The organism is Streptomyces sp. NRRL F-5122 (assembly GCF_001507435.1).
In the GTDB taxonomy this organism is placed as follows: domain Bacteria; phylum Actinomycetota; class Actinomycetes; order Streptomycetales; family Streptomycetaceae; genus Streptomyces; species Streptomyces lannensis.
The window spans coordinates 1-20560 of sequence record NZ_LMWH01000298.1; the positions used below are offsets into that span (position 1 = coordinate 1).

At 72.5% G+C, this 20560-nt stretch carries 16 protein-coding genes and 1 pseudogene; 13 read left to right on the forward strand and 4 right to left on the reverse strand.

Annotated elements, in window-relative coordinates:
* From ADL25_RS47555 to ADL25_RS43135, 4 genes and pseudogenes are all read left to right on the forward strand, one after another.
* A pseudogene (locus ADL25_RS47555) lies at window positions 1-120 on the forward strand (4-hydroxy-3-methylbut-2-en-1-yl diphosphate synthase); the annotation flags it as partial.
* Window positions 121-823: 703 nt separating this feature from the next.
* Window positions 824-1672 (forward strand): GNAT family N-acetyltransferase, encoded by an 849-nt coding sequence (locus ADL25_RS43125; RefSeq protein WP_059133433.1) that lies wholly within the window; start codon window positions 824-826, stop codon window positions 1670-1672.
* Window positions 1673-1805: 133 nt separating this feature from the next.
* Complete coding sequence (locus tag ADL25_RS43130; RefSeq protein ID WP_059133434.1) at window positions 1806-2378, forward strand: GNAT family N-acetyltransferase; 573 nt, start codon at window positions 1806-1808, stop codon at window positions 2376-2378.
* A gap of 70 nt (window positions 2379-2448) precedes the next feature.
* Window positions 2449-4149: a proline--tRNA ligase gene (locus tag ADL25_RS43135; protein WP_059133435.1), complete on the forward strand. Its 1701-nt coding sequence runs from the start codon at window positions 2449-2451 to the stop codon at window positions 4147-4149.
* A gap of 146 nt (window positions 4150-4295) precedes the next feature.
* Here the strand turns inward: ADL25_RS43135 and ADL25_RS43140 are convergent, their stop codons facing one another.
* The 3 genes from ADL25_RS43140 to ADL25_RS43150 all read right to left on the reverse strand — a co-directional run bounded on the left by ADL25_RS43140 (window position 4296) and on the right by ADL25_RS43150 (window position 6345).
* Window positions 4296-5198, reverse strand: coding sequence for an aminoglycoside phosphotransferase family protein (locus ADL25_RS43140; RefSeq protein ID WP_059133436.1), 903 nt, complete (start codon window positions 5196-5198; stop codon window positions 4296-4298).
* A 56-nt stretch (window positions 5199-5254) separates the two neighbouring features.
* Window positions 5255-5692, reverse strand: coding sequence for a ferritin-like domain-containing protein (locus tag ADL25_RS43145; RefSeq protein WP_059133446.1), 438 nt, complete (start codon window positions 5690-5692; stop codon window positions 5255-5257).
* Between the two features lie 110 nt (window positions 5693-5802).
* Window positions 5803-6345 (reverse strand): hypothetical protein, encoded by a 543-nt coding sequence (locus ADL25_RS43150; RefSeq protein ID WP_234381294.1) that lies wholly within the window; start codon window positions 6343-6345, stop codon window positions 5803-5805.
* Between the two features lie 214 nt (window positions 6346-6559).
* On the opposite strand from ADL25_RS43150, the gene rimP reads away from it, so the two are divergent.
* The 9 genes from rimP (at window position 6560) to ADL25_RS43195 (ending at window position 18758) form a co-directional block, all read left to right on the forward strand.
* Entirely contained in the window at window positions 6560-7069 is a 510-nt protein-coding gene (gene rimP, locus ADL25_RS43155; protein ID WP_059133437.1) for a ribosome maturation factor RimP, read from the forward strand.
* A gap of 2 nt (window positions 7070-7071) precedes the next feature.
* A complete protein-coding gene (gene nusA, locus ADL25_RS43160; RefSeq protein ID WP_059133438.1) occupies window positions 7072-8067 on the forward strand; it encodes a transcription termination factor NusA in 996 nt (331 codons plus the stop codon).
* Between the two features lie 127 nt (window positions 8068-8194).
* Complete coding sequence (locus tag ADL25_RS47560) at window positions 8195-8476, forward strand: YlxR family protein (protein ID WP_079051001.1); 282 nt, start codon at window positions 8195-8197, stop codon at window positions 8474-8476.
* A gap of 167 nt (window positions 8477-8643) precedes the next feature.
* Window positions 8644-11751: a translation initiation factor IF-2 gene (infB, locus tag ADL25_RS47565; protein WP_079051002.1), complete on the forward strand. Its 3108-nt coding sequence runs from the start codon at window positions 8644-8646 to the stop codon at window positions 11749-11751.
* A gap of 264 nt (window positions 11752-12015) precedes the next feature.
* The gene (locus ADL25_RS43175) at window positions 12016-12309 is read left to right on the forward strand and encodes a DUF503 domain-containing protein (protein ID WP_059133441.1); all 294 of its coding nucleotides are present in this window, start codon (window positions 12016-12018) and stop codon (window positions 12307-12309) included.
* A gap of 38 nt (window positions 12310-12347) precedes the next feature.
* The gene (gene rbfA / locus ADL25_RS43180) at window positions 12348-12800 is read left to right on the forward strand and encodes a 30S ribosome-binding factor RbfA (protein WP_059133442.1); all 453 of its coding nucleotides are present in this window, start codon (window positions 12348-12350) and stop codon (window positions 12798-12800) included.
* Complete coding sequence (gene truB / locus ADL25_RS43185) at window positions 12797-13702, forward strand: tRNA pseudouridine(55) synthase TruB (RefSeq protein WP_059133443.1); 906 nt, start codon at window positions 12797-12799, stop codon at window positions 13700-13702. The genes rbfA and truB overlap by 4 nt, the downstream gene beginning before the upstream one ends.
* 225 nt (window positions 13703-13927) lie before the next feature.
* Window positions 13928-17668, forward strand: a complete 3741-nt coding sequence (locus ADL25_RS43190; RefSeq protein ID WP_059133444.1) for a S1 family peptidase — start codon at window positions 13928-13930, stop codon at window positions 17666-17668.
* Between the two features lie 136 nt (window positions 17669-17804).
* Window positions 17805-18758, forward strand: a complete 954-nt coding sequence (locus tag ADL25_RS43195) for a bifunctional riboflavin kinase/FAD synthetase (protein ID WP_059133445.1) — start codon at window positions 17805-17807, stop codon at window positions 18756-18758.
* Between the two features lie 139 nt (window positions 18759-18897).
* Here the strand turns inward: ADL25_RS43195 and ADL25_RS43200 are convergent.
* A partial coding sequence (locus ADL25_RS43200) for a MinD/ParA family ATP-binding protein (RefSeq protein ID WP_059133448.1) occupies window positions 18898-20560 on the reverse strand: 1663 nt, incomplete at its 5' end.

Genomic DNA, 20560 nt, shown 5'->3' on the forward strand with positions numbered 1-20560 from the left:
AAGACGGTGCCCGAGTCGAAGATCGTGGAGACCCTGATCGAGGAGGCCATGAAGCTCGCCGAGCAGATGGAGAAGGACGGCGTCGCATCCGGCGAGCCGTCGGTCGCCGTGGCCGGCTGATCCCCTCCTGCTTCCACATCTCGTCCACGCCCCGTCGCAGAGGTCTGTGACGGGGCGTACGTGTTCCCTTCGCGACCTTCGTCGGTAAGGGGACCGGCGAGGGGGATCCCCACGGCACCGCCTTCAGGGTGCGAACCGATCCGCGGCGCCCGGACGCCCCTCCCCACGGGCACCGTCAGCTCGAGTGAACACGTCCTCACGGACGGCGACTTCACCACCTGCAGCGACAACAAGGGTGTCCTGCCCACGTGTTGCGCCTCGACCTGGGTCGGGTGCCCGGGCGTCCTTCCTCGGCGTCGGCCGGCGCGAGCGGTCACCCACGTACAACCGGGAGGCTTCGGGCGGAAGGAGGGCTCCGCGCGGATCAAGGGCCGCGCGGTGACGACGTGGTCACTTGGCGTGAGATGAGGGCCGGTTGTGCCGGAAAGCGGCGGAGGGATTCGCTTCGTCGACCTCGGTGCCCGGCCGCGCCTCCGGTACCCGAGGCTCGAGGTGGCGACGACCCGGTCCGCGGCCTCGGTTCCTGCCTTCCACCAGCGGCTGGGAATCGAGGAGATCCAGGTCGGATGCGGCCACCCCCGCGGGCCGCTGTCGTCCCGGTGGTCCCTGCGTGCCGCCCACGGGCCGGGACACCGGGCGGCGCGTGGTCAGCGCGCCAGGTACAGTGCGGAGATCAGCAGACCCCAGGGTGAGGCTCCCGCACGTGTTGACGCAGACCACCACCAGGGTGCTCGAACCGAGTGACCTGGACGCCGCGCTCGCCGTTCTCGACCGCGAGCCGGTCACGAACGCCTTCGTGTCGTCCCGCGTCCAGGTCGCGGGCCTCGACCCCTGGCGCCTCGGCGGCGAGATGTGGGGCTGGTACGAGGACGGCATGCTGACATCGCTGTGCTACGCGGGCGCCAACCTCGTACCGATCTGCGCCGGCCCCCGCGCAGTACGGGCCTTCGCCGACCGCGCCCGGCGCGCCGGCCGCCGCTGCTCGTCCATCGTCGGCCCCGTCGAACCCACCGCACAGTTGTGGCGGCTGCTCGAGCCGGGCTGGGGCCCGGCCCGCGAGATCCGCGCCCACCAACCCCTCATGGTCACCGACCGCATGCCCGCCGACATCGCTCCGGATCCCTACGTCCGCCGCATCCGCAAGGACGAGATGGAGACGATCATGCCGGCCTGTGTGGCGATGTTCACCGAGGAGGTCGGCGTCTCACCGCTGGCCGGTGACGGCGGACTGCTCTACCAGGCCCGGGTCGCCGAACTCGTCGGATCGGGCCGCTCGTTCGCCCGACTCGACGACAGCGGCAACGTCGTCTTCAAGGCGGAGATCGGCGCGGCCACCCCCCAGGCCTGCCAGATCCAGGGCGTCTGGGTGGCGCCCGAGTACCGCGGCCAGGGTCTCGCTGCCCCCGGCATGGCGGCGGTCCTGCGGTACGCGCTGGCGGATGTGGCGCCGATGGTGAGCCTGTACGTCAACGACTTCAACACCGCGGCGCGGCGGACCTATCTCAGGGTGGGCTTCCAGGAGGTCGGCGCGTTCATGAGCGTGCTGTTCTGAGGGAGCGTGGCGCGGGCCCAGGGCAGCGGGGTGCCGCGGCCCGGTGGCACGGAAAACCACGGCCGGTCCCCGGGGCGACGGCGACCCTCGTCCCCGGCACCGCCCCGTGAAGCGCCCCGGTAGGCTCCCCGGCATGCTGCGCTTTCCCGGTCGCGGTCACCGCGAGCCCGACGAGGTCGTGATCGGCCCCCTGGACCTGTCCGCCCGCGTCGACGAGGCGCTCGCCGTGCAGGCCCTCGCATTCGGGCTCGGGGCCGACGAGATCGCCGTACGCCGCCAGATCGTGCTGCGGCACATGGTCTATCCGGGGGCCCGTGCGTTCGGAGCCACTCTCACCGACGGGCGCCTCGTCGGATTCGTCTACGGTATGCCCAACGACCGCACGCACTGGTGGTCCACGGTCGTCGAACCGTATCTGCGGGCCCAGGGCCACGACGCATGGCTCGACGACTCCTTCGTGATCACCGAACTGCACGTCCATCCGCGCTACCAGAACCGCGGCATCGGACGAGCCCTGATCACCACCATCACCGCGGGCGCGACGCAGCCGCGCTCCATCCTCTCCGCGATCGACATCGACAGCCCGGCCCGCGGCCTGTACCGCTCCCTGGGCTACGAGGACCTCGCGCGGCGGGTGGCCTTCCCCAGCGCCCCCAAGCCGTACGCCGTGATGGGCGCACCGCTGCCGCTGCGCGCGCGCCGATGAATTTCCGCCCGCACCGGCTGCCCGGCTAACCTCCTAGCCATCACCCTTACGCAGCAGGAGTCGAGAGATCATGGCGAACGCACCGGTCCAGCGCATGTCCCAGTTGTTGGCGAAGACGCTGCGCGACGACCCGGCGGACGCCGAGGTCCTCAGCCACAAGCTGCTCGTCCGCGCGGGCTACGTCCGCCGTACCGCTGCCGGGATCTGGAGCTGGCTGCCGCTCGGCAAGAAGGTCCTCGCCAACGTGGAGCGGATCGTCCGCGAGGAGATGGACGCGATCGGCGCCCAGGAGGTGCTGCTCCCCGCCCTGCTGCCCCGGGAGCCCTACGACGCGACCGGCCGTTGGGACGAGTACGGCGCGGAGTTGTTCCGGCTCAATGACCGCAAGGGCGGTGACTACCTCCTCGGCCCGACCCACGAGGAGATCTTCACGCTGCTCGTGAAGGACCAGGCGTCCTCGTACAAGGACCTGCCGGTGATCCTCTACCAGATCCAGAGCAAGTTCCGGGACGAGGCCCGGCCCCGGGCGGGCATCCTGCGCGGCCGTGAGTTCCTGATGAAGGACTCCTACTCCTTCGACCTCGAGGACGAGGGCCTCGCCCAGTCGTACGCCCTGCACCGCCAGGCCTACCAGCGGATCTTCGAGCGGCTCGGTCTGGACTACCGGATCTGCGCCGCGACCGCGGGCGCGATGGGCGGTTCCAAGTCCGAGGAGTTCCTGGCCCCGGCCGAGGCGGGCGAGGACACCTTCGCCGACTGCCCCAACTGCGACTTCGCCGCGAACACCGAGGCGATCTCCTACCCGCTGACGCCGGAGGACCCCTCCGGGACGCCCGCGCTCGAGGAGATCCCCACCCCCGACACCCCGACCATCGAGACGCTCGCCGCCTCCCTCGGGGTCCCGGCCTCCGCCACCCTGAAGAACCTCCTCGTCAAGGTCGACGGCGAGATCGTCGCCGTCGGCGTCCCGGGCGACCGCGAGGTCGACATGGACAAGGTCGAGGCGCATTTCGCCCCGGCCGTGGTCGAGCTTGTCACCGCCGAGGACTTCGTGGGGCGTCCCGACCTGGTACGCGGTTATGTCGGCCCGCAGGGCCTGGAGAAGGTCACGTACATCGCCGACCCGCGTGTGGCCCCCGGCACCTCCTGGATCACCGGTGCCAACAAGGACGGCATGCACGCGAAGAACGTGGTCGCAGGCCGCGACTTCGAGGTCGAGGCGTATGTCGACGTCGTGGTGGTGCAGGAGGGCGACCCCTGCCCTCGCTGCGGCACCGGCCTCAAGCTGGACCGCGCCATCGAGATCGGCCACATCTTCCAGCTGGGCCGCAAGTACGCCGACGCCCTCAAGCTCGACGTCCTCGGCCAGAACGGCAAGCCGGTCCGGGTGACCATGGGCTCCTACGGCGTCGGTGTCTCCCGCGCGGTGGCCGCGCTCGCCGAGCAGACCGCCGACGAGCAGGGCCTGTGCTGGCCCAGGGAGGTCGCCCCGGCCGATGTGCACGTGGTGGCGGCCGGCAAGGCCCTGCAGACCGAGCTGGCCCTCGACGTCTCCCAGCAGCTGGCCGCGGCCGGCGTGCGCGTGCTCGTCGACGACCGGGCCGGTGTCTCCCCGGGCGTGAAGTTCACCGACGCCGAGCTGATCGGAGTGCCGCAGATCCTGGTGGCGGGCCGCCGCTCCGCCGAGGGCGTCCTGGAGCTGAAGGACCGCAGGACGGGCGAGCGCGAGGAGCTGACGGTGGACGAGGCGATCGCCCGCCTCACGGCCTGACCGGCCGAGGTCCGTCGACGGGCCGCCCCCGCGGGCGGCCCGTCACAGGTCGGGCCGTCCCGTCCGCGGGGCCGACGGCACATCGCGGTGGAGGCCGCCGGTCACCGACCGGCGGCCTCCGGACGTCCGCCGGCCCGACGGGCCCGTCACAGCCAGCCCGCGAACTCCAGCAGCAGTTCCGCGTCCTGCGGCCGGCCGACCCGCTGGGCCCGCACCCCGGACTCGACCGCCCTGAACAGCGTCCAGCCGCGCAGCCGCTCCTGGTCGAGGTCGAGCGACTCCGCGAGCCGCTTCACCCGGCGCCGCGTGATCGACGCGCCGGAAGGTGAGGCGATGAGGTCCTCCACCCGGTCGCGCACCAGCCGCGCCAGATCGAAGGCGCACTCTCCGACCACCGGGTCCGGGCCCACGGCCAGCCATGGCATCCGCTCTCCGGCGAGCACCTTGCTCTGCCGGAAGGTGCCGTGCAGCAGCCGCTCCTCGGGCGGGTCGGCGAGCAGCTCCTCACGGGCCGCCAGCGCCGCGTCCACCAGGGGCGCCACGTCGGGGTCGGTCCCGGCGCCCGCCCGCATCGCCTCGGCCTGCCGTCCCGTCCGCCCGGCCACCGTCTCGAAGGAGTGACCGGGGGAGGGCTCCACCCACAGCCGCCGCAGCGTACCGGCGGCCTCCAGCAGGGCCTTCGCCTCGGGCAGTGAGCGCACGGACATCTCGGGGTGCAGCCGCTCCAGCAGCAGCACGCCGTGCTCGGGGTCGGCGTCCAGGAGCCGCACCGAGCCGAACCCGTCCCACCGGGCCAGCGCGGCGCACTCGCTCTCGGGACGTGCCCGCGGCGGCGCCAGCTTCAGCACCGCGGGTGTCCCGTCGGCCTGACGCACCAGTACGACCAGGCTGCTGCGGCCGCCCGGCGCCTGTACCCGCTCCACGGTCAACTCGCGTAGATCGACGGCCTGTCGGGCGAGCCCGGGAAGCTTGTCGAGCCACTCGGCGCCTCCGTCCCGCTGCGTCTCGCCGAGCGCCCGAAGAAGGCGCTGCGGCGGTTCGAAAGCCATGCGCGAGTTGTTCCCTTCCAGGTCGGCTTCGCACGCGTGCGGTGTGCGCGTACTCCTCACGTCCGCGGTGTCGTCGCCGACGCGGACGAAGTGGTCGCTGCCCGCTCGGCGAGACCAGGGAAGGCTACGCTCTCGCCGCTCCAGCGCACCGCACGCACCGCCGCCTCGCGCAGCGCTCCGGCGGCGGAGCCGCGCCTCGAGCCGGTCGCCGCCCGGACGAGGTCGGAGTACACCCCGGCCAGCCGCTCCTCCAGTTCGGCGGCGAGCCGCACGGCGGCGGCGGAGTCCGTGACCGGGAAGGGCAGCGCGTACCCGGCCGCGGCGGGGTCCGGTGTGCCGCCCAGGTCCCGCACGGCCCGGGCCAGTTCGTCGCGTCGGGCGCGATGGGCGTCGTAGGCCGCCCGCGCATCCTCGCGCCTGGCCTGCTCGATCCGCCCTCCGACGACGCCGTAGCCGTAGACCGCGGCGTGCTCGGCGCGCAGTGCGGCCTGCAACGCCGTGAGTTCGGCGGTCCCGGGGCCCTGGGTGCCGGTGCTCGCGGCCGGGGTGCCGGGGGCGGTGCCCGGGGTGTCCGTGGTCGCGGCCGGGGTGCCGGTGGTCGTGCTCACTTCGCGCCTTCCGTCAGCAGGTACGCGTGCGCGGCGCCGGCCGCTGCCACCGAGGCCATCAGCCGTGCGAGCTCGCCGGGGACGTCCAGCAACGCCCTGGCCCGCCGGTCGGCCAGGGTGCGCTCGGCGGAGGCCAGCTCCTTGAGCGCCGACTTGGGGTCACCGGGCACGGGGGAGGCACTGGGGGCGGTGGGCGCCGAGGCCGATGAGGAGGCCGATGCCGAGGACGACACCGACGGGGACGCCGAGGCGGCGGCACCGTCGCGGAACGCCTGTGCGTGCCGGACGACCTCCGCCCGCAGCGGCCGCAGTCGCGCCGCCAGTGCCGGATGGGCCCCGATCACGGCCGCGTACCGGTCGGCCAGGACCTCACTGTCACCGGCGGCACGTGCGCGGGCCCGGTCGGCGGCCGAGAGGCTGCCGCCCGCGGTGGTGGAGTCGGGGGTGCCGGAACAGCCCGCGAGCAGCGCGGCGCCCGCTGCCGAGGCGAGCAGGCTCCGTCTGCGCAGGGCGGTGCGCGGGTGCGGGGGGAACGGCACGGCGGACGTCCTCGATGGCCGGAGACGAAGGGGTGGGCGACTCGCCCGTGATCACCGTACCGGTGCCCCGCCCCGGCACTCGCCACCGGCTCGGCCGATCGCGCCCGGGCCGGCGGTCGGCCCAGGTGGACGGCAACACGGTCCGGGACCGGATACCCTTTGACCTGACACGCGACCATCCCACAACAGCACACGCGGCCGAGGAGTCACCCGGATGAGCACGACCCAGAGCGAGAGGCTGCGAGAACTGCTCGAACCGCTCGTCAACTCCCAGGGGCTCGATCTCGAAGAGATCGCCGTGGACTCCGTCGGGCGAAAGCGTGTACTGCGTGTCGTCGTCGACTCCGACACCGGTGCCGATCTGGACCGGGTCGCCGATGTGAGCCGTGCGCTCTCGGCGAAGCTCGACGAGACGGACGCCATGGGCGAGGGCACCTACGACCTCGAGGTCGGAACGCCGGGCGCGGAGCGCCTGCTGAAGGAACACCGGCACTACGTACGGGCCGTCGACCGGATGGTGAAGTTCCAGCTGGCCGAGGGCGGCGAGCTGATCGCCAGAATCCTGAAGGTCGACGACGAGGGCCTCGACCTCGAAGTGCCGGGTGTGAAGGGCCGCAAGGCCACGAGCCGCAGACTCGCGTTCCCGGAGATCACCAGGGCGCGCGTCCAGGTCGAGTTCGCCCGCAAGGACAAGAAGGACATGACGGAAGAGGAGGAGGCGTAGCCGTGGACATCGACATGAGTGCCCTGAGGGGCTTGGTTCGGGAGAAGGAGATCTCCTTCGACCTGCTGGTCGAGGCGATCGAGGCGGCCCTCCTCATCGCCTACCACCGCACCGAGGGAAGCCGCCGCCACGCGCGCGTGGAGCTCAACCGGGAGACCGGCCATGTGACCGTGTGGGCGAAGGAGGATCCAGAGGACCTGGAGGAGGGGCAGGAGGCGCGCGAGTTCGACGACACCCCGTCGGACTTCGGCCGCATCGCCGCCACCACCGCCAAGCAGGTCATTCTGCAGCGCCTGCGCGACGCCGAGGACGATGCGACGCTCGGCGAGTACGCGGGCCGTGAGGGCGACATCGTCACCGGGGTGGTCCAGCAGGGCCGCGACCCGAAGAACGTGCTCGTCGACATCGGCAAGCTGGAGGCCATCCTGCCGGTGCAGGAGCAGGCGCCCGGCGAGACGTACGAGCACGGCAAGCGGATCCGGTCCTACGTCGTCCGGGTTGCGAAGGGTGTGCGCGGTCCGTCCGTGACCCTCTCCAGGACCCACCCCAATCTGGTGAAAAAGCTGTTCGCGCTGGAGGTTCCGGAGATCGCCGACGGTTCCGTCGAGATCGCCGCGATCGCCCGTGAGGCCGGCCACCGTACGAAGATCGCCGTGCGGTCCACCCGATCGGGCCTCAACGCCAAGGGCGCCTGCATCGGACCGATGGGCGGCCGGGTGCGCAACGTCATGGGCGAGCTGAACGGCGAGAAGATCGACATCGTCGACTGGTCGGACGACCCGGCCGAGATGGTGGCGAACGCCCTCTCGCCGGCCCGTGTCTCCAAGGTCGAGGTGGTCGACCTCGCGGCCCGTTCGGCACGTGTGACGGTCCCCGACTACCAGCTGTCGCTGGCGATCGGCAAGGAAGGGCAGAATGCCCGGCTTGCGGCCCGGCTCACCGGCTGGCGGATCGACATCCGCCCCGACACCGAGCAGCCGGCCGAGCGGCACGACTGAGGCATCTGACCTCGGCAGGGGACGCATCCAGGCCGTGGGTCGCCGAGATCACGACAGTTTTATGCGCGGCAAGTGTTCGATTCTTGCCCCAAAGGGGTGAGGTCGCCGCGGGGAGGTAGACTTAACGGTGTCTGGCCGGACGCATGCCCGCGCATGCCCTGAGCGCACCTGTGTGGGGTGCCGGGAGCGAGCGGCCAAGATCGAACTGTTGCGGACCGTGGTGGTCGAGGGTGATTGCGTCCCCGATCCTCGCGGTACGCTGCCCGGCCGGGGTGCGTATGTGCACCCCGTGTCGGCCTGTCTCGACCTGGCGGTCCGCCGTCGGGCGTTTCCACGGGCGCTGCGCGTCCCGGGCCCGCTCGACACAAAGGCGTTGCGCCAATACGTGGAGCAGGCAGAAAGTTGCTGAGCAGGCAGACAGCACCGAAAGACATGCCGTACGGAAACCTCCGTGCGGCCTGGTACCTCGCGAGTCGAAAGCAGGTCGAGATTGCGATGAGCACTCGATGAGTACGCGATGAGTACGCCCATGAACTAGCGACGGTCCGGCCGCAACCCGGACCTCAAAGGAGCGAAGTGGCTAAGGTCCGGGTCTACGAACTCGCCAAGGAGTTCGGTGTGGAGAGCAAGGTCGTCATGGCCAAGCTCCAGGAACTCGGTGAATTCGTCCGTTCGGCGTCTTCCACGATCGAAGCGCCCGTAGTACGCAAGCTGACCGACGCCCTGCAGCAGGGCAACGGCGGCGGTAAGTCCGCCGCCCCGCGCAAGGCCGCACCGGCGAGGCCGGCCGCGCCCTCCCCGGCGCAGGCCGCACGTCCGGCTGCCCCGCGTCCGGCGGCGCCCAAGCCCCCGGCCGCCGAGCGGCCCGCGGCCCCTGCCCAGGGTCCGCGCCCGACGCCGGCTCCGAGGCCCGCGCCGCGCCCCGCCCCGGCGGCTCCGGCCGCCCCGGCTTCCCCGGCGGCTCCGGCCCCCGGTGCACCCGAGTTCACGGCGCCTCCGGCGCCTCCGGCGGCTCCGGCCGCCTCGACCCCGCGTCCGGGTGCCCGTCCCGGCCCCGGCGGCCCGAAGCCCGGCGCCCGTCCGGCCGCGCCCGGCCAGGGCCAGGGTCAGGGAGACCGGCCCGCTCGTTCCGGTGGCCCGCGTCCGGGTGCTCCCGGCGCGCGTCCCGGTGGGCGTCAGGCCGGCCCCCGTCCCGGTAACAACCCCTTCACCTCCGGTGGCTCCACCGGCATGGCGCGCCCGCAGGCGCCCAGGCCGGGCGGTGCTCCGCGCCCCGGTGGTCCCGGTGCCCCCGGTGCTCCGCGTCCGCAGGGTGCGGGCCAGGGCGGTCCCCGTCCGCAGGGTGCGAGCGGTGGTCCGCGTCCCCAGGCTCCGGGCGGTTCCCGTCCGACCCCGGGCGGCATGCCCCGCCCGCAGGGTGGCGGTCCGCGTCCCGGTGGCGGCCCCGCCGGCCCGCGTCCGAACCCCGGCATGATGCCGCAGCGTCCCGCTGCCGGTCCGCGTCCCGGCCCCGGCGGCCGTGGCCCGGCCGGTGCCGGTCGTCCCGGTGGCGGTCGTCCCGGCGGTCCCGGTGGCGGCGGCGGTTTCGCCGGTCGTCCCGGTGGCGGTGGCGGCGGTGGCGGTCGTCCCGGCGGCGGCGGCGGTTTCGCCGGTCGTCCCGGTGGCGGCGGTCCCGGTGGTGGCGGCGGCTTCGGCGGTGGCGGCGGTGGCCGTCCCGGCTTCGGCGGTCGTCCCGGTGGTCCCGGTGGCCGTGGTGGCACGCAGGGTGCGTTCGGCCGTCCCGGCGGTCCGGCGCGTCGTGGGCGCAAGTCGAAGCGGCAGCGCCGTCAGGAGTACGAGGCCATGCAGGCCCCGTCGGTCGGCGGTGTGATGCTGCCTCGCGGCAACGGCGAGACCATTCGCCTGTCGCGCGGTGCGTCGCTCACCGACTTCGCGGAGAAGATCAACGCCAACCCGGCGTCCCTCGTCGCGGTCATGATGAACCTGGGCGAGATGGTCACGGCCACGCAGTCCGTCTCCGACGAGACGCTGCACCTCCTCGCCGGCGAGATGAACTACACGGTTCAGATCGTCAGCCCCGAGGAGGAGGACCGCGAGCTGCTCGAGTCCTTCGACCTGGAGTTCGGCGAGGACGAGGGCGACGAGGAGGACCTGGTGGTCCGCCCGCCGGTCGTCACCGTCATGGGTCACGTCGACCACGGTAAGACCCGCCTGCTCGACGCCATCCGCAAGACGAACGTCATCGCGGGCGAGGCCGGTGGCATCACCCAGCACATCGGTGCCTACCAGGTCGCGACCGAGGTCAACGGCGAGGACCGGGCCATCACCTTCATCGACACCCCGGGTCACGAGGCGTTCACCGCCATGCGTGCCCGTGGTGCGAAGTCGACCGACATCGCGATCCTCGTGGTCGCGGCCAACGACGGTGTGATGCCGCAGACGGTCGAGGCCCTGAACCACGCCAAGGCGGCCGAGGTGCCGATCGTGGTCGCGGTCAACAAGATCGACGTCGAGGGCGCGGACCCGACCAAGGTGCGCGGTCAGCTGACCGAGTACGGCCTCGTGGCCGAGGAGTACGGCGGCGACACGATGTTCGTCGACATCTCCGCCAAGCAGGGTCTGCACATCGACAGCCTCCTGGAGGCGGTCGTGCTGACCGCCGACGCGGCGCTGGACCTTCGGGCCAACCCGAACCAGGACGCGCAGGGCATCTCGATCGAGTCCCGTCTCGACCGCGGCCGCGGTGCCGTGGCGACGGTCCTCGTCCAGCGAGGCACGCTGCGGGTCGGCGACACGATGGTGGTCGGCGACGCGTACGGCCGCGTCCGGGCGATGCTCGACGACAACGGCAACAACGTGGCCGAGGCCGGCCCGTCGACGCCGGTGCAGGTCCTGGGTCTGACCAACGTCCCGGGTGCCGGCGACAACTTCATCGTGGTCGAGGAGGACCGTACGGCCCGCCAGATCGCGGAGAAGCGTGCCGCCCGCGAGCGGAACGCGGCGTTCGCCAAGCGCACGCGCCGTGTGTCGCTCGAGGACCTGGACAAGGTGCTCAAGGCCGGCGAGGTCCAGCAGCTGAACCTGATCATCAAGGGTGACGCTTCCGGTTCCGTCGAGGCACTCGAGTCCTCCCTGCTCCAGCTGGACGTCGGCGAAGAGGTCGACATCCGCGTCCTGCACCGCGGTGTCGGTGCGGTCACGGAGTCGGACATCGACCTGGCGATGGGCTCCGACGCCATCGTGATCGGCTTCAACGTCCGTGCGGCAGGCCGCGCGGCGCAGATGGCCGAGCGCGAGGGTGTGGACGTCCGGTACTACTCGGTCATCTACCAGGCGATCGAGGAGATCGAGGCGGCCCTGAAGGGCATGCTGAAGCCGGAGTTCGAGGAGGTCGAGCTCGGTACGGCGGAGATCCGCGAGGTCTTCAAGTCGTCCAAGCTGGGCAACATCGCGGGTGTTCTCATCCGCTCCGGCGAGGTCAAGCGGAACACCAAGGCCCGCCTCGTCCGCGACGGCAAGGTGGTCGCGGAGAACCTCACCATCGAGGGTCTGCGTCGCTTCAAGGACGACGTCACCGAGATCCGCGAAGGCTTCGAGGGTGGTATCAACCTCGGAAACTTCAACGACATCAAGGTCGACGACACCATCGCGACGTACGAGATGCGGGAGAAGCCGCGGGTGTAACAGCCTCCGGTTCGCGCCGGCCGACGGGACGTGTTCCCGTCGGCCGGCGCGCCGTGTGGGGGGCCTGTGGCTCCCCACACAACCGCCCGGACCCGGGCGGTCCGTCATGGAGCGAGGACGGACCGCGTCGCGCCCGGGCGGGCCGGACGCTGTCCGGCGAAAACTCCGTCGAGCCGCTCCGGTGTTCGTTGTACGGTTTTCGTGTCCCTGCCCATACCGATGGCGGGGCCATCGATCCCGTACCGGCGGGTCATCCGGACGCACATGTACGTGGGGACTCTGTCCTTCGACCTCCTCCTCGGCGACGTACGGTCGCTGAAGGAGAAGCGCTCCGTCGTCCGTCCGATCGTCGCCGAGCTCCAGCGGAAGTTCGTGGTGAGCGCGGCCGAGGTGGACCACATGAACCTTCATCGGCGGGCACTCATCGGGCTCGCGGTGGTCTCCGGCGACGCGGGGCATCTGACCGACGTGCTGGACCGGTGCGAGCGGCTGGTCGCCGGGCGCCCCGAGGTGGAGCTGCTGTCCGTGAGGCGGCGTATCCACGGCGACGACGACTGAACCGAGAACAAAGACAGGAAAGAACGGGAGACGGACCAGTGGCCGACAACGCGCGGGCGAAGAGGCTGGCGGACCTCATCCGAGAGGTGGTGGCCCAGAAGCTGCAGCGCGGGATCAAGGACCCGCGGCTCGGCACGCACGTCACCATCACGGACACCCGGGTGACGGGCGATCTGCGGGAGGCGACCGTCTTCTACACGGTGTACGGGGACGAGGCGGAGCGGCAGGCGGCTGCCGCCGGTCTGGAGAGCGCCAAGGGCATCCTGCGCTCCGAGGTCGGACGGGCCGCGGGCGTGAAGTTCACGCCGACCCTCAGCTTCGTCGCGGACGCCCTCCCGGACACCGCGAAGAACATCGAGGACCTGCTCGACAAGGCGCGCGCCTCCGACGCCAAGGTGCGCGAGACGGCGACGGGTGCCTCGTACGCCGGTGAAGCCGACCCGTACCGGAAGCCCGGCGCCGACGACGAGACGGACGACACCGCCGAATGACCCAGCAGCACAACACGCCCGACGGCCTTGTCATCGTCGACAAGCCGTCGGGCTTCACTTCGCACGACGTCGTGGCCAAGATGCGCGGTATCGCCAGGACACGGCGTGTCGGCCACGCCGGCACCCTCGACCCGATGGCGACCGGAGTGCTCGTCCTCGGTGTGGAGAAGGCCACCAAGCTCCTCGGCCACCTCGCTCTGACCGAGAAGGAGTACCTGGGGACGGTGCGCCTCGGCCAGAACACGGTCACGGACGACGCCGAGGGGGAGATCACCTCCTCCGCCGACGCCTCCGCGATCACCCGCGACGCCGTCGACGCCGGGATCGCCAAGCTCACCGGCGACATCATGCAGGTGCCGTCCAAGGTCAGCGCCATCAAGATCGACGGAGTGCGCTCCTACAAGCGGGCGCGTGAGGGCGAGGACTTCGACATCCCGGCGCGGCCGGTCACCGTCTCCTCCTTCTCGCTGTACGACGTCCGGGAGGCGGTCGCCGAGGACGGCACCCCGGTGCTCGACCTGGTGGTCTCCGTCGTCTGCTCGTCCGGCACCTACATCCGGGCCCTCGCCCGCGATCTGGGCGCCGACCTCGGGGTCGGCGGCCATCTCACGGCACTGCGGCGCACCCGCGTCGGTCCCTACAAGCTGGACGCCGCCCGCACCCTGGAACAGCTCCAGCAGGAGCTGACCGTGATGCCGATCGCCGAGGCGGCCGCGGCCGCGTTCCCGCGCTGGGACGTGGACGCCCATCGCACCCGGCTGCTCAGGAACGGGGTGCGCCTGGAGATGCCCGACGAGTACGCGGGCGCCGGTCCCGTGGCCGTCTTCGACCCCGAGGGTGTGTTCGTCGCGCTGGTGGAGCAGTCCAAGGGCAAGGCGAAGAGCCTGGCCGTCTTCGGCTGAACTCCGCCCGTGGAGCGGCGAACACGGGGTTCGAGCCGCCGCTCCACGGTCCCCCCTCGGTTCCCCCTCACAGAGGTGTATCCATCCCTCTGCGGTCATTCACCCCATCGAGCAGGCGCTCGGAGTGAACCGAGGGTGCGGAAGGGGGCGCGTTCGCCGCTCGATCTGTTCCGCTGATCATCGTCGGCCTACCGTCGGATCCAGGTACGGCGGGGAGGTTCGGGGATGGCGGGACGAGGCTCTCGAACAGTGGACTGCGGAAGGGACGAGCCGGGCGCGGGGCCAGGGCTCGTGCGCCTGTATGACCGGGCGGGGCGTCCGCGCGGCACCGGGTTCGCACTCGACCACGACGGCACGGTGGTCACCGGTCACGAGGCCGTCGACGGCGTCGAGGGGCTGCTGCTCCAGGGCCCGGACGAACGCGTCTGCGTGGTGGGAGCCGAGGCGGTGACCCCGTTGCCCCACGCCGGACTCGCCCTCGTCCGCACCGAGGGGCTCGGTCTTGCTCCGCTTCCCGTCACGGCGCGGGACCGCATCGAGGCCGGTACGTACGTCCGGATCGCCGCGGGCGGCTGGCGCGAGGCACGCGTCCTCGGCACGACGCCCGTCACCTACCGCGCGCAGGACCGGCCCCATCACCTCGCTGCCGCGCTGGAGTTGGCGATCGGCACCGCCGGTACCGAGGCGCTGCGCACGGCCGGCGGCGCCGCCGGTGGCCCGGTGCTCGACGCCACGACCGGCGCCGTGCTGGCCGTGCTCGGCACCGCACTGCACACGGAACACCGCACGACCGGCTTCGCGGTACCCCTGCGAGGGCTCGGACAGCAGCTGGAGCGAGTGCTGGCCCGCAACACGGAGACCGTGGCCGCCTACGGGCCGGACCTGAACCTGGCGGGCGTCCTCGCCCTCACCGGAGCGGCGACCCCGGCGACGACGGGTCCCTACGATGCGCACTTCGTCCCCGAGCCCGTCCGGCGCGGCGCCCTGCTCGAGGAGTTCGCGGCCTTCGAGAAGGGCTCGGCGGCCGTCCTCGGACTCGTCGGGCCGCCGGGCAGCGGTCGTACGGCGGAACTCGCCTCGCTCGCCGCACGGCGCACACGCGGACCCGAACCGGCTCCCGTGCTGTGGCTGCGCGGGGTGGACCTCGAAGGCCCGGACACCTCCCTGGCCGACGCGGCGAGACGGGCGCTCGAGCGGGCGTGCCGGATCGTGGGGGCATCCGGGACCGACGCCCCAGCGGGCCGGCAGTGCGATGTCAGCCCCGAGAGCCTGGCCCGGGTCGCACGGAACGCCGGACGCCCGCTGCTGCTGCTCCTGGACGACCCCGAGTGGATGCCGCTCGCCCTCGCCCCTGGGCTCCCCGGCTGGACGGCGGCCACGGCCGCCTGGCTGCGCGAGACCGGATCGCGGCTCGTGGTGGCCTGCCGCCAGGAGTACTGGGAGTCGGCGGGCGCGGAGTTCCCGGGGGAGATGCTGCACCGCAGGCGCGCCCCGGCGCTAGAGAACCTCCCGGCCCTCCCGCCCGCTCGCACATCGTCACGAACGGGGGAGGGCCCGACCGTCGCGCCATGGTCCCCGGCCCCTCTGCCGCCCTGTGTCCGGCTCGGCACCCTCACCCCCGAGGAGGCCCTTCAGGCCCGCGCAGGCCACGGCATCCCCGACGGTCTGCTCGACGACGGCGCCGCCCGGCACCCCCTCACCCTGCGACTTCTCGCGGAGGTGCGTGCGGCCCTTCCCGCCGTCGTCGACGGCCCCACTGACAGCACCGCGCGCCGAGCCCGCATCAGCCGCGACGATGTCCTCTGCGCCCATTTGGACCTGATGTGCCTGCGCATCGCACGACGGCTCGCCGCCTGGAACGGGCTGCGCGGCACCGCCGTGCGCCGTCTCGCGGCCAAGGTCTCGGGACAGGTCCACGAGGCCGCCCGGCACTGCCTGGGCCCCGGACAGGGCGCACTGGACCATGCGACCTTTCAGGCCGTTTTTCCCGGTGGGCCCGCGCAGGCGCCATGGCTCGGCCGTATCGAGGGCTGGCACTCCGCCGTCCTCGCCGAGGGGTTGTTCGTGCCCGTGCCCGGCGGATACCGCTTCGCCCACGAGGATCTCGCCGACCGGCTCCAGGGCATGCACCTCGACCTGGACACCGCCCTGCACACCCTGGTGCACGCCCGGGTGCGGGGTGCGGTGGAGCGTCCGGTGTCGTCCCTGGCGGCATCGGCGGCCGTCCGCCGCCGCGATCGTGCCGTGCTCCGGACCGTCCCCTCCCGCACCCTGCCGGTTCCACGCCATCGCATCGGCCCCGTCGTCCAGGCCCTGCTCCTGCTGCCCCGCCAAAAGGGACGCGCCGAGCTCGCCCTGCGGCTCGAGGAACTGGTGCACGCTCTGGACACCCTGCCGCCGTCCCCCCAGGACCCGCTGCACGACGCCGTCTGGTGGGCCACCCACCTGCTCACCGAAACCCTGCTTCGGCTGGCCGACGCGACGCCTTATCTGCACGCGCTGCGCCTCCTCGCGGAGCACGTGGTACGCCGCCGCGCCCGGGGTCTCGCCGTGCCGGGCGAGCTCGGCCCGTGGTTCTGGGAGGCGCTTCCGGTCTCCGGTGCGGAACGGCTCGACCTGCTCAGAAGGCTCGTCGCGGCGGACGAGGCGCCCCGCACGGCCGGCGGGATCGGCTCGGAACGCGCCGCGGGTCCTGTCCCCGCCTCGCCGGGCGTTCCCCGGTACCTGGACGCCGTGGCACGGCTCCTCGCCGCCGACACCCTCGCCGTGCAACGCGAGCTCACCCGCTGGTTCGACGACGAGCGCACGCTGCCCGCCACTCCGCATGCGACCGTGGCCACCGCCGCACAGGCACTGCTGCACACGCACCGGCGCCGGGCCCTCGACGACCTGACCGAGGCGCTCCTGGACAGCGCGCACCGGCGCGGCGAAGAACTGCTCGCCGTGCTCGCCGAGGAGGAGCCGTCCGCGGTGTGCCGGGCCGTGGACCGCTGGGCGCACGACGAACGGCCCGAGCGTCGGACGGCGGCCGTGGCCCACGGACTGCGCGCCGCCCCGCACGTCCGCACCGAGGCGGATCGCGAGCTGCTGCGCCATGCGGCCCTCGCCATGGTCGCCCGCCCCGCCGACTGCACCGCGCACGGCGGCGCCCTCGCCCTCCTCGTCCACGACCCGCTGACCCGTGACCGGTATCTCCCGCAGGCCCTGACACGGTTCGCCGCCGGTGATCCGCAGCTGCCCGCCGGTGCCCTGGTCCCCGCGCTCGCCACCCATCCGGAACCGGTGCTCGCCGCGTTCCGCCCGCGGCTGCGCCAGTGCGGACCAGACGTGGACGACACCCTGCGCACGCTCGTCGACTCGACGACGCCCGCCCTGGCCGGGCAGGTCGCCCGTCTCCTGCGCGACCTTGTCGCACTCCTCCCGGAGCCGGACGCCACTTCCCACGAAGCCGGCCCGCCGACGGACCTCGGGGAGCACATCGCCGCCCATGCGGTCAGGCACCTGGAGCATGGCCGCGCCAACCGCCCCGTGCTGCTGCCGCTGGTCACCGGACTGCTCGACGGCGGACCGGCGCAGTTGCGCGCGGCGCTCGCCGCCGCGCTGGCCGCACCCGGCCGCGTGGAGTCCCGTTCCCTGCGGTGGGAACTGCTGGATCTGCTGCTCGCCCAGGAGCGGGATCCCATGGTCCTGGAGCGCCTGCTGCGTGCCGCGGCCGACGGTCTGCACCGGGGCGGTGAGGGGCACGCCCGCCATGTGATCCACCGGGTCGGCCTGCTTCTGGCCCGTACCGGCGACGGCGCCGCACACTTCGATCGGGAACTGTTCGACCTCGCCCGGCACGTCCCCGGATTCGCCCGGCTCGTGGCCCGCTGGCTCACCGAGGCACCGGGGGAATGGGCTGTCCTGGTCGGCCCGAGCACCCGTCGGATGATCGAGAACCTGGGCGGTCTACGGGTCCCGGCCTGACCCGGCCGACCCGCGGTGTCCGACGTGCCGCCCGTCACAGCACCCATGCCGATGCCGGCCGGGACCATCCGGCATGGCACCCTTAGACCTGCGTACGAGGCAGACACGGACATGGGTTCGACGAGGAGCGGTCACAGTGCAGCGCTGGCGTGGCTTGGAGGACATCCCCCAGGACTGGGGGCGCAGCGTCGTCACCATCGGGTCCTATGACGGAGTCCACCGCGGACACCAGCTGATCATCCGGCATGCCGTGGATCGTGCCCGTGAGCTGGGCGTTCCCTCGGTGGTCGTGACCTTCGACCCGCACCCGAGCGAGGTCGTGCGCCCCGGCAGCCACCCTCCGCTGCTCGCCCCGCACCACCGTCGCGCCGAGCTGATGGCGAAGCTGGGTGTCGACGCGGTCCTCATCCTGCCCTTCACCACCGAGTTCTCACGGCTCTCGCCCGCCGACTTCGTGGTCAAGGTCCTGGTGGACAAGTTGCACGCCAAGGCCGTGGTCGAGGGCCCGAACTTCCGCTTCGGCCACAAGGCCGCCGGAAACGTGCAGTTCCTGACCGAGCAGGGCAAGACCTACGACTTCGACGTCGAGGTCGTCGACCTCTACGTGAGCGGAGACGCGGGCGGCGGCGAGCCCTTCTCCTCCACGCTGACCCGGCGGCTGATCGCCGACGGCGACGTCGAGGGGGCGCGCGAGATCCTCGGCCGTCCGCACCGGGTCGAGGGCGTGGTGGTGCGCGGCGCCCAGCGGGGCCGTGAGCTCGGCTTCCCGACCGCCAACGTGGAGACGCTTCCGCACACCGCGATCCCGGCCGACGGCGTCTACGCGGGCTGGCTGCACGTCCAGGGCGAGGCCATGCCGGCGGCGATCTCCGTCGGTACGAACCCGCAGTTCGACGGCACCGACCGGACCGTCGAGGCCTACGCCATCGACCGGGTGGGCCTCGACCTGTACGGGCTGCACGTCGCCGTGGACTTCCTGGCGTTCGTCCGCGGCCAGGCCCGGTTCGAGTCGCTGGACGCGCTGCTGGAGCAGATGGCGGAGGACGTGAAGCGCTGTCGCGACCTGATCGCGGCGGACGACACCGACTGATCCCGGGGGCCGCCGGGTCGGATTCCCCGACTGTCCCTCGTAGAGAAGAGCACGTACAAGAACGGGGCGGCCCGCGCCATCAGGCGCGGGCCGCCCCGTTCTTGTCGCCGTGGTGTCCCCCGTCGGCCGGGCCGTCCGGCTACTGCTCGGGCGGCGCGGGCGGCGTCTGCCCCGGCTGCGGCGGATAGGGCTGCTGGGCCGGCGGGTAGGGCTGGTGGGCGGGAGGATGCGGCTGCCCCGTCTGCCCCGGCTGCGGTGCTGCCGGGTGCGATCCGCTCGGCTGCTGCGGCGGACCCTGCTGGGCGTCGGGCTGCGGGTACGGGGGCTGTGCGTATCCGTGGGGTGCCTGGGGCGGCATCGGGGCGTGGCCGGGCGCTGCCTGCCCGGGGACCTGCTGGCCCGGGATGTACGGCCGGCCCGGGATCTGCTGCCCCTGGACCTGCTGAGCCGGGATCTGGCCGGGGAACTGGCCGGGCATCGGCGGCGCGGCGACCGGGGGCGGATTGCCGTCCGACGTCCACAGGCCGTGCGACTGCTGGTGGCGTGCGATGTCCTCGGCGACCATCGCGGCGAGCGTGAAGTACGCCTCTCGCACCTTCGGCCGCATCATGTCGAGGTCGACCTCGGCACCCGCCGCCAGATGCTCGTCGAACGGCACGACGACGACGCCGCGGCACCGCGTCTCGAAGTGCGACACGATGTCCTCCACCTTGATCATCTTTCCGGTCTCGCGGACTCCGGAGATGACGGTGATGGACCGCGCGACCAGGTCCGCGTATCCGTGGGCCGACAGCCAGTCCAGCGTGGTGCTCGCGCTGCTCGCGCCGTCGACCGAGGGCGTCGAGATGATGATGAGCTGGTCGGCGAGATCGAGGACTCCGCGCATCGCGCTGTACAGCAGACCCGTTCCGGAGTCGGTGAGGATGATCGGGTACTGCTTGCCGAGCACGTCGATCGCGCGCCGGTAGTCCTCGTCGTTGAACGTCGTGGAGACGGCCGGGTCGACGTCGTTGGCGATGATCTCCAGGCCGGAGGGCGCCTGCGAGGTGAACCGCCGGATGTCCATGTAGGAGTTGAGGTACGGGATCGCCTGGACCAGGTCACGGATGGTGGCCCCGGTCTCGCGGCGCACGCGGCGCCCGAGGGTGCCCGCGTCCGGGTTGGCGTCGATCGCAAGGATCTTGTCCTGCCGCTCGGTGGCGAGCGTGGAGCCCAGCGCCGTGGTCGTGGTGGTCTTGCCGACACCGCCCTTGAGGCTGATGACGGCGATCCGGTAGCACGACAGGACCGGCGTGCGGATCAGTTCGAGCTTGCGCTGCCGCTCGGCCTCCTCCTTCTTGCCGCCGAGCTTGAACCGGCCACCGGCGCCCGCCGGACGGCTGCTCTTCGCCTTCTGCCTCTTGTTGTTGAGCAGCCGGTCGGAGGACAGCTCCACCGCGGCGGTGTAACCGAGCGGTGCCACTCCGGGGTTGGTCGGCTGCCGCTGGTCGTGCTGGACGGGCTGCGGCCAGGCGGCACCGACGCGCGGGTCCACCGGGGGCTGCGGCTGCGCGGGCGGCTGCGGGAAGCCGTAACCGTCGGGCTGCGCACCCGAGTTCGGGGCGGGCTGCGGGGGGAAGCCATAGCCGGGCTGAGGGGTCGGCTGGTTCGGCACGGGGGCGTTCGGGTACGGGGCCGCGGCCGGGGGCTGTGCCTGCGGGACCTGGGCGTCGGGCGCCTGGGCCTGGGGGGCCTGGGGGTTCGACTGGGGGAAGCCGTAGCCGCTCTGCGGCGGCACGGGGACGCCCGGCTGCGGGAAGCCG

What these genes read in the sequence shown, in the direction of transcription:
- rimP (WP_059133437.1), top strand. Translation starts at nt 6,560, where the DNA reads ATGAGCACGACCCAGAGCGAGAGGCTGCGAGAACTGCTCGAACCGCTC.
- truB (WP_059133443.1), top strand. Translation starts at nt 12,797, where the DNA reads ATGACCCAGCAGCACAACACGCCCGACGGCCTTGTCATCGTCGACAAG.
- ADL25_RS43135 (WP_059133435.1), top strand. Translation starts at nt 2,449, where the DNA reads ATGGCGAACGCACCGGTCCAGCGCATGTCCCAGTTGTTGGCGAAGACG.
- ADL25_RS43130 (WP_059133434.1), top strand. Translation starts at nt 1,806, where the DNA reads ATGCTGCGCTTTCCCGGTCGCGGTCACCGCGAGCCCGACGAGGTCGTG.
- ADL25_RS43175 (WP_059133441.1), top strand. Translation starts at nt 12,016, where the DNA reads ATGTACGTGGGGACTCTGTCCTTCGACCTCCTCCTCGGCGACGTACGG.
- ADL25_RS43140 (WP_059133436.1), bottom strand. Translation starts at nt 5,198, where the DNA reads ATGGCTTTCGAACCGCCGCAGCGCCTTCTTCGGGCGCTCGGCGAGACG.
- ADL25_RS43190 (WP_059133444.1), top strand. Translation starts at nt 13,928, where the DNA reads ATGGCGGGACGAGGCTCTCGAACAGTGGACTGCGGAAGGGACGAGCCG.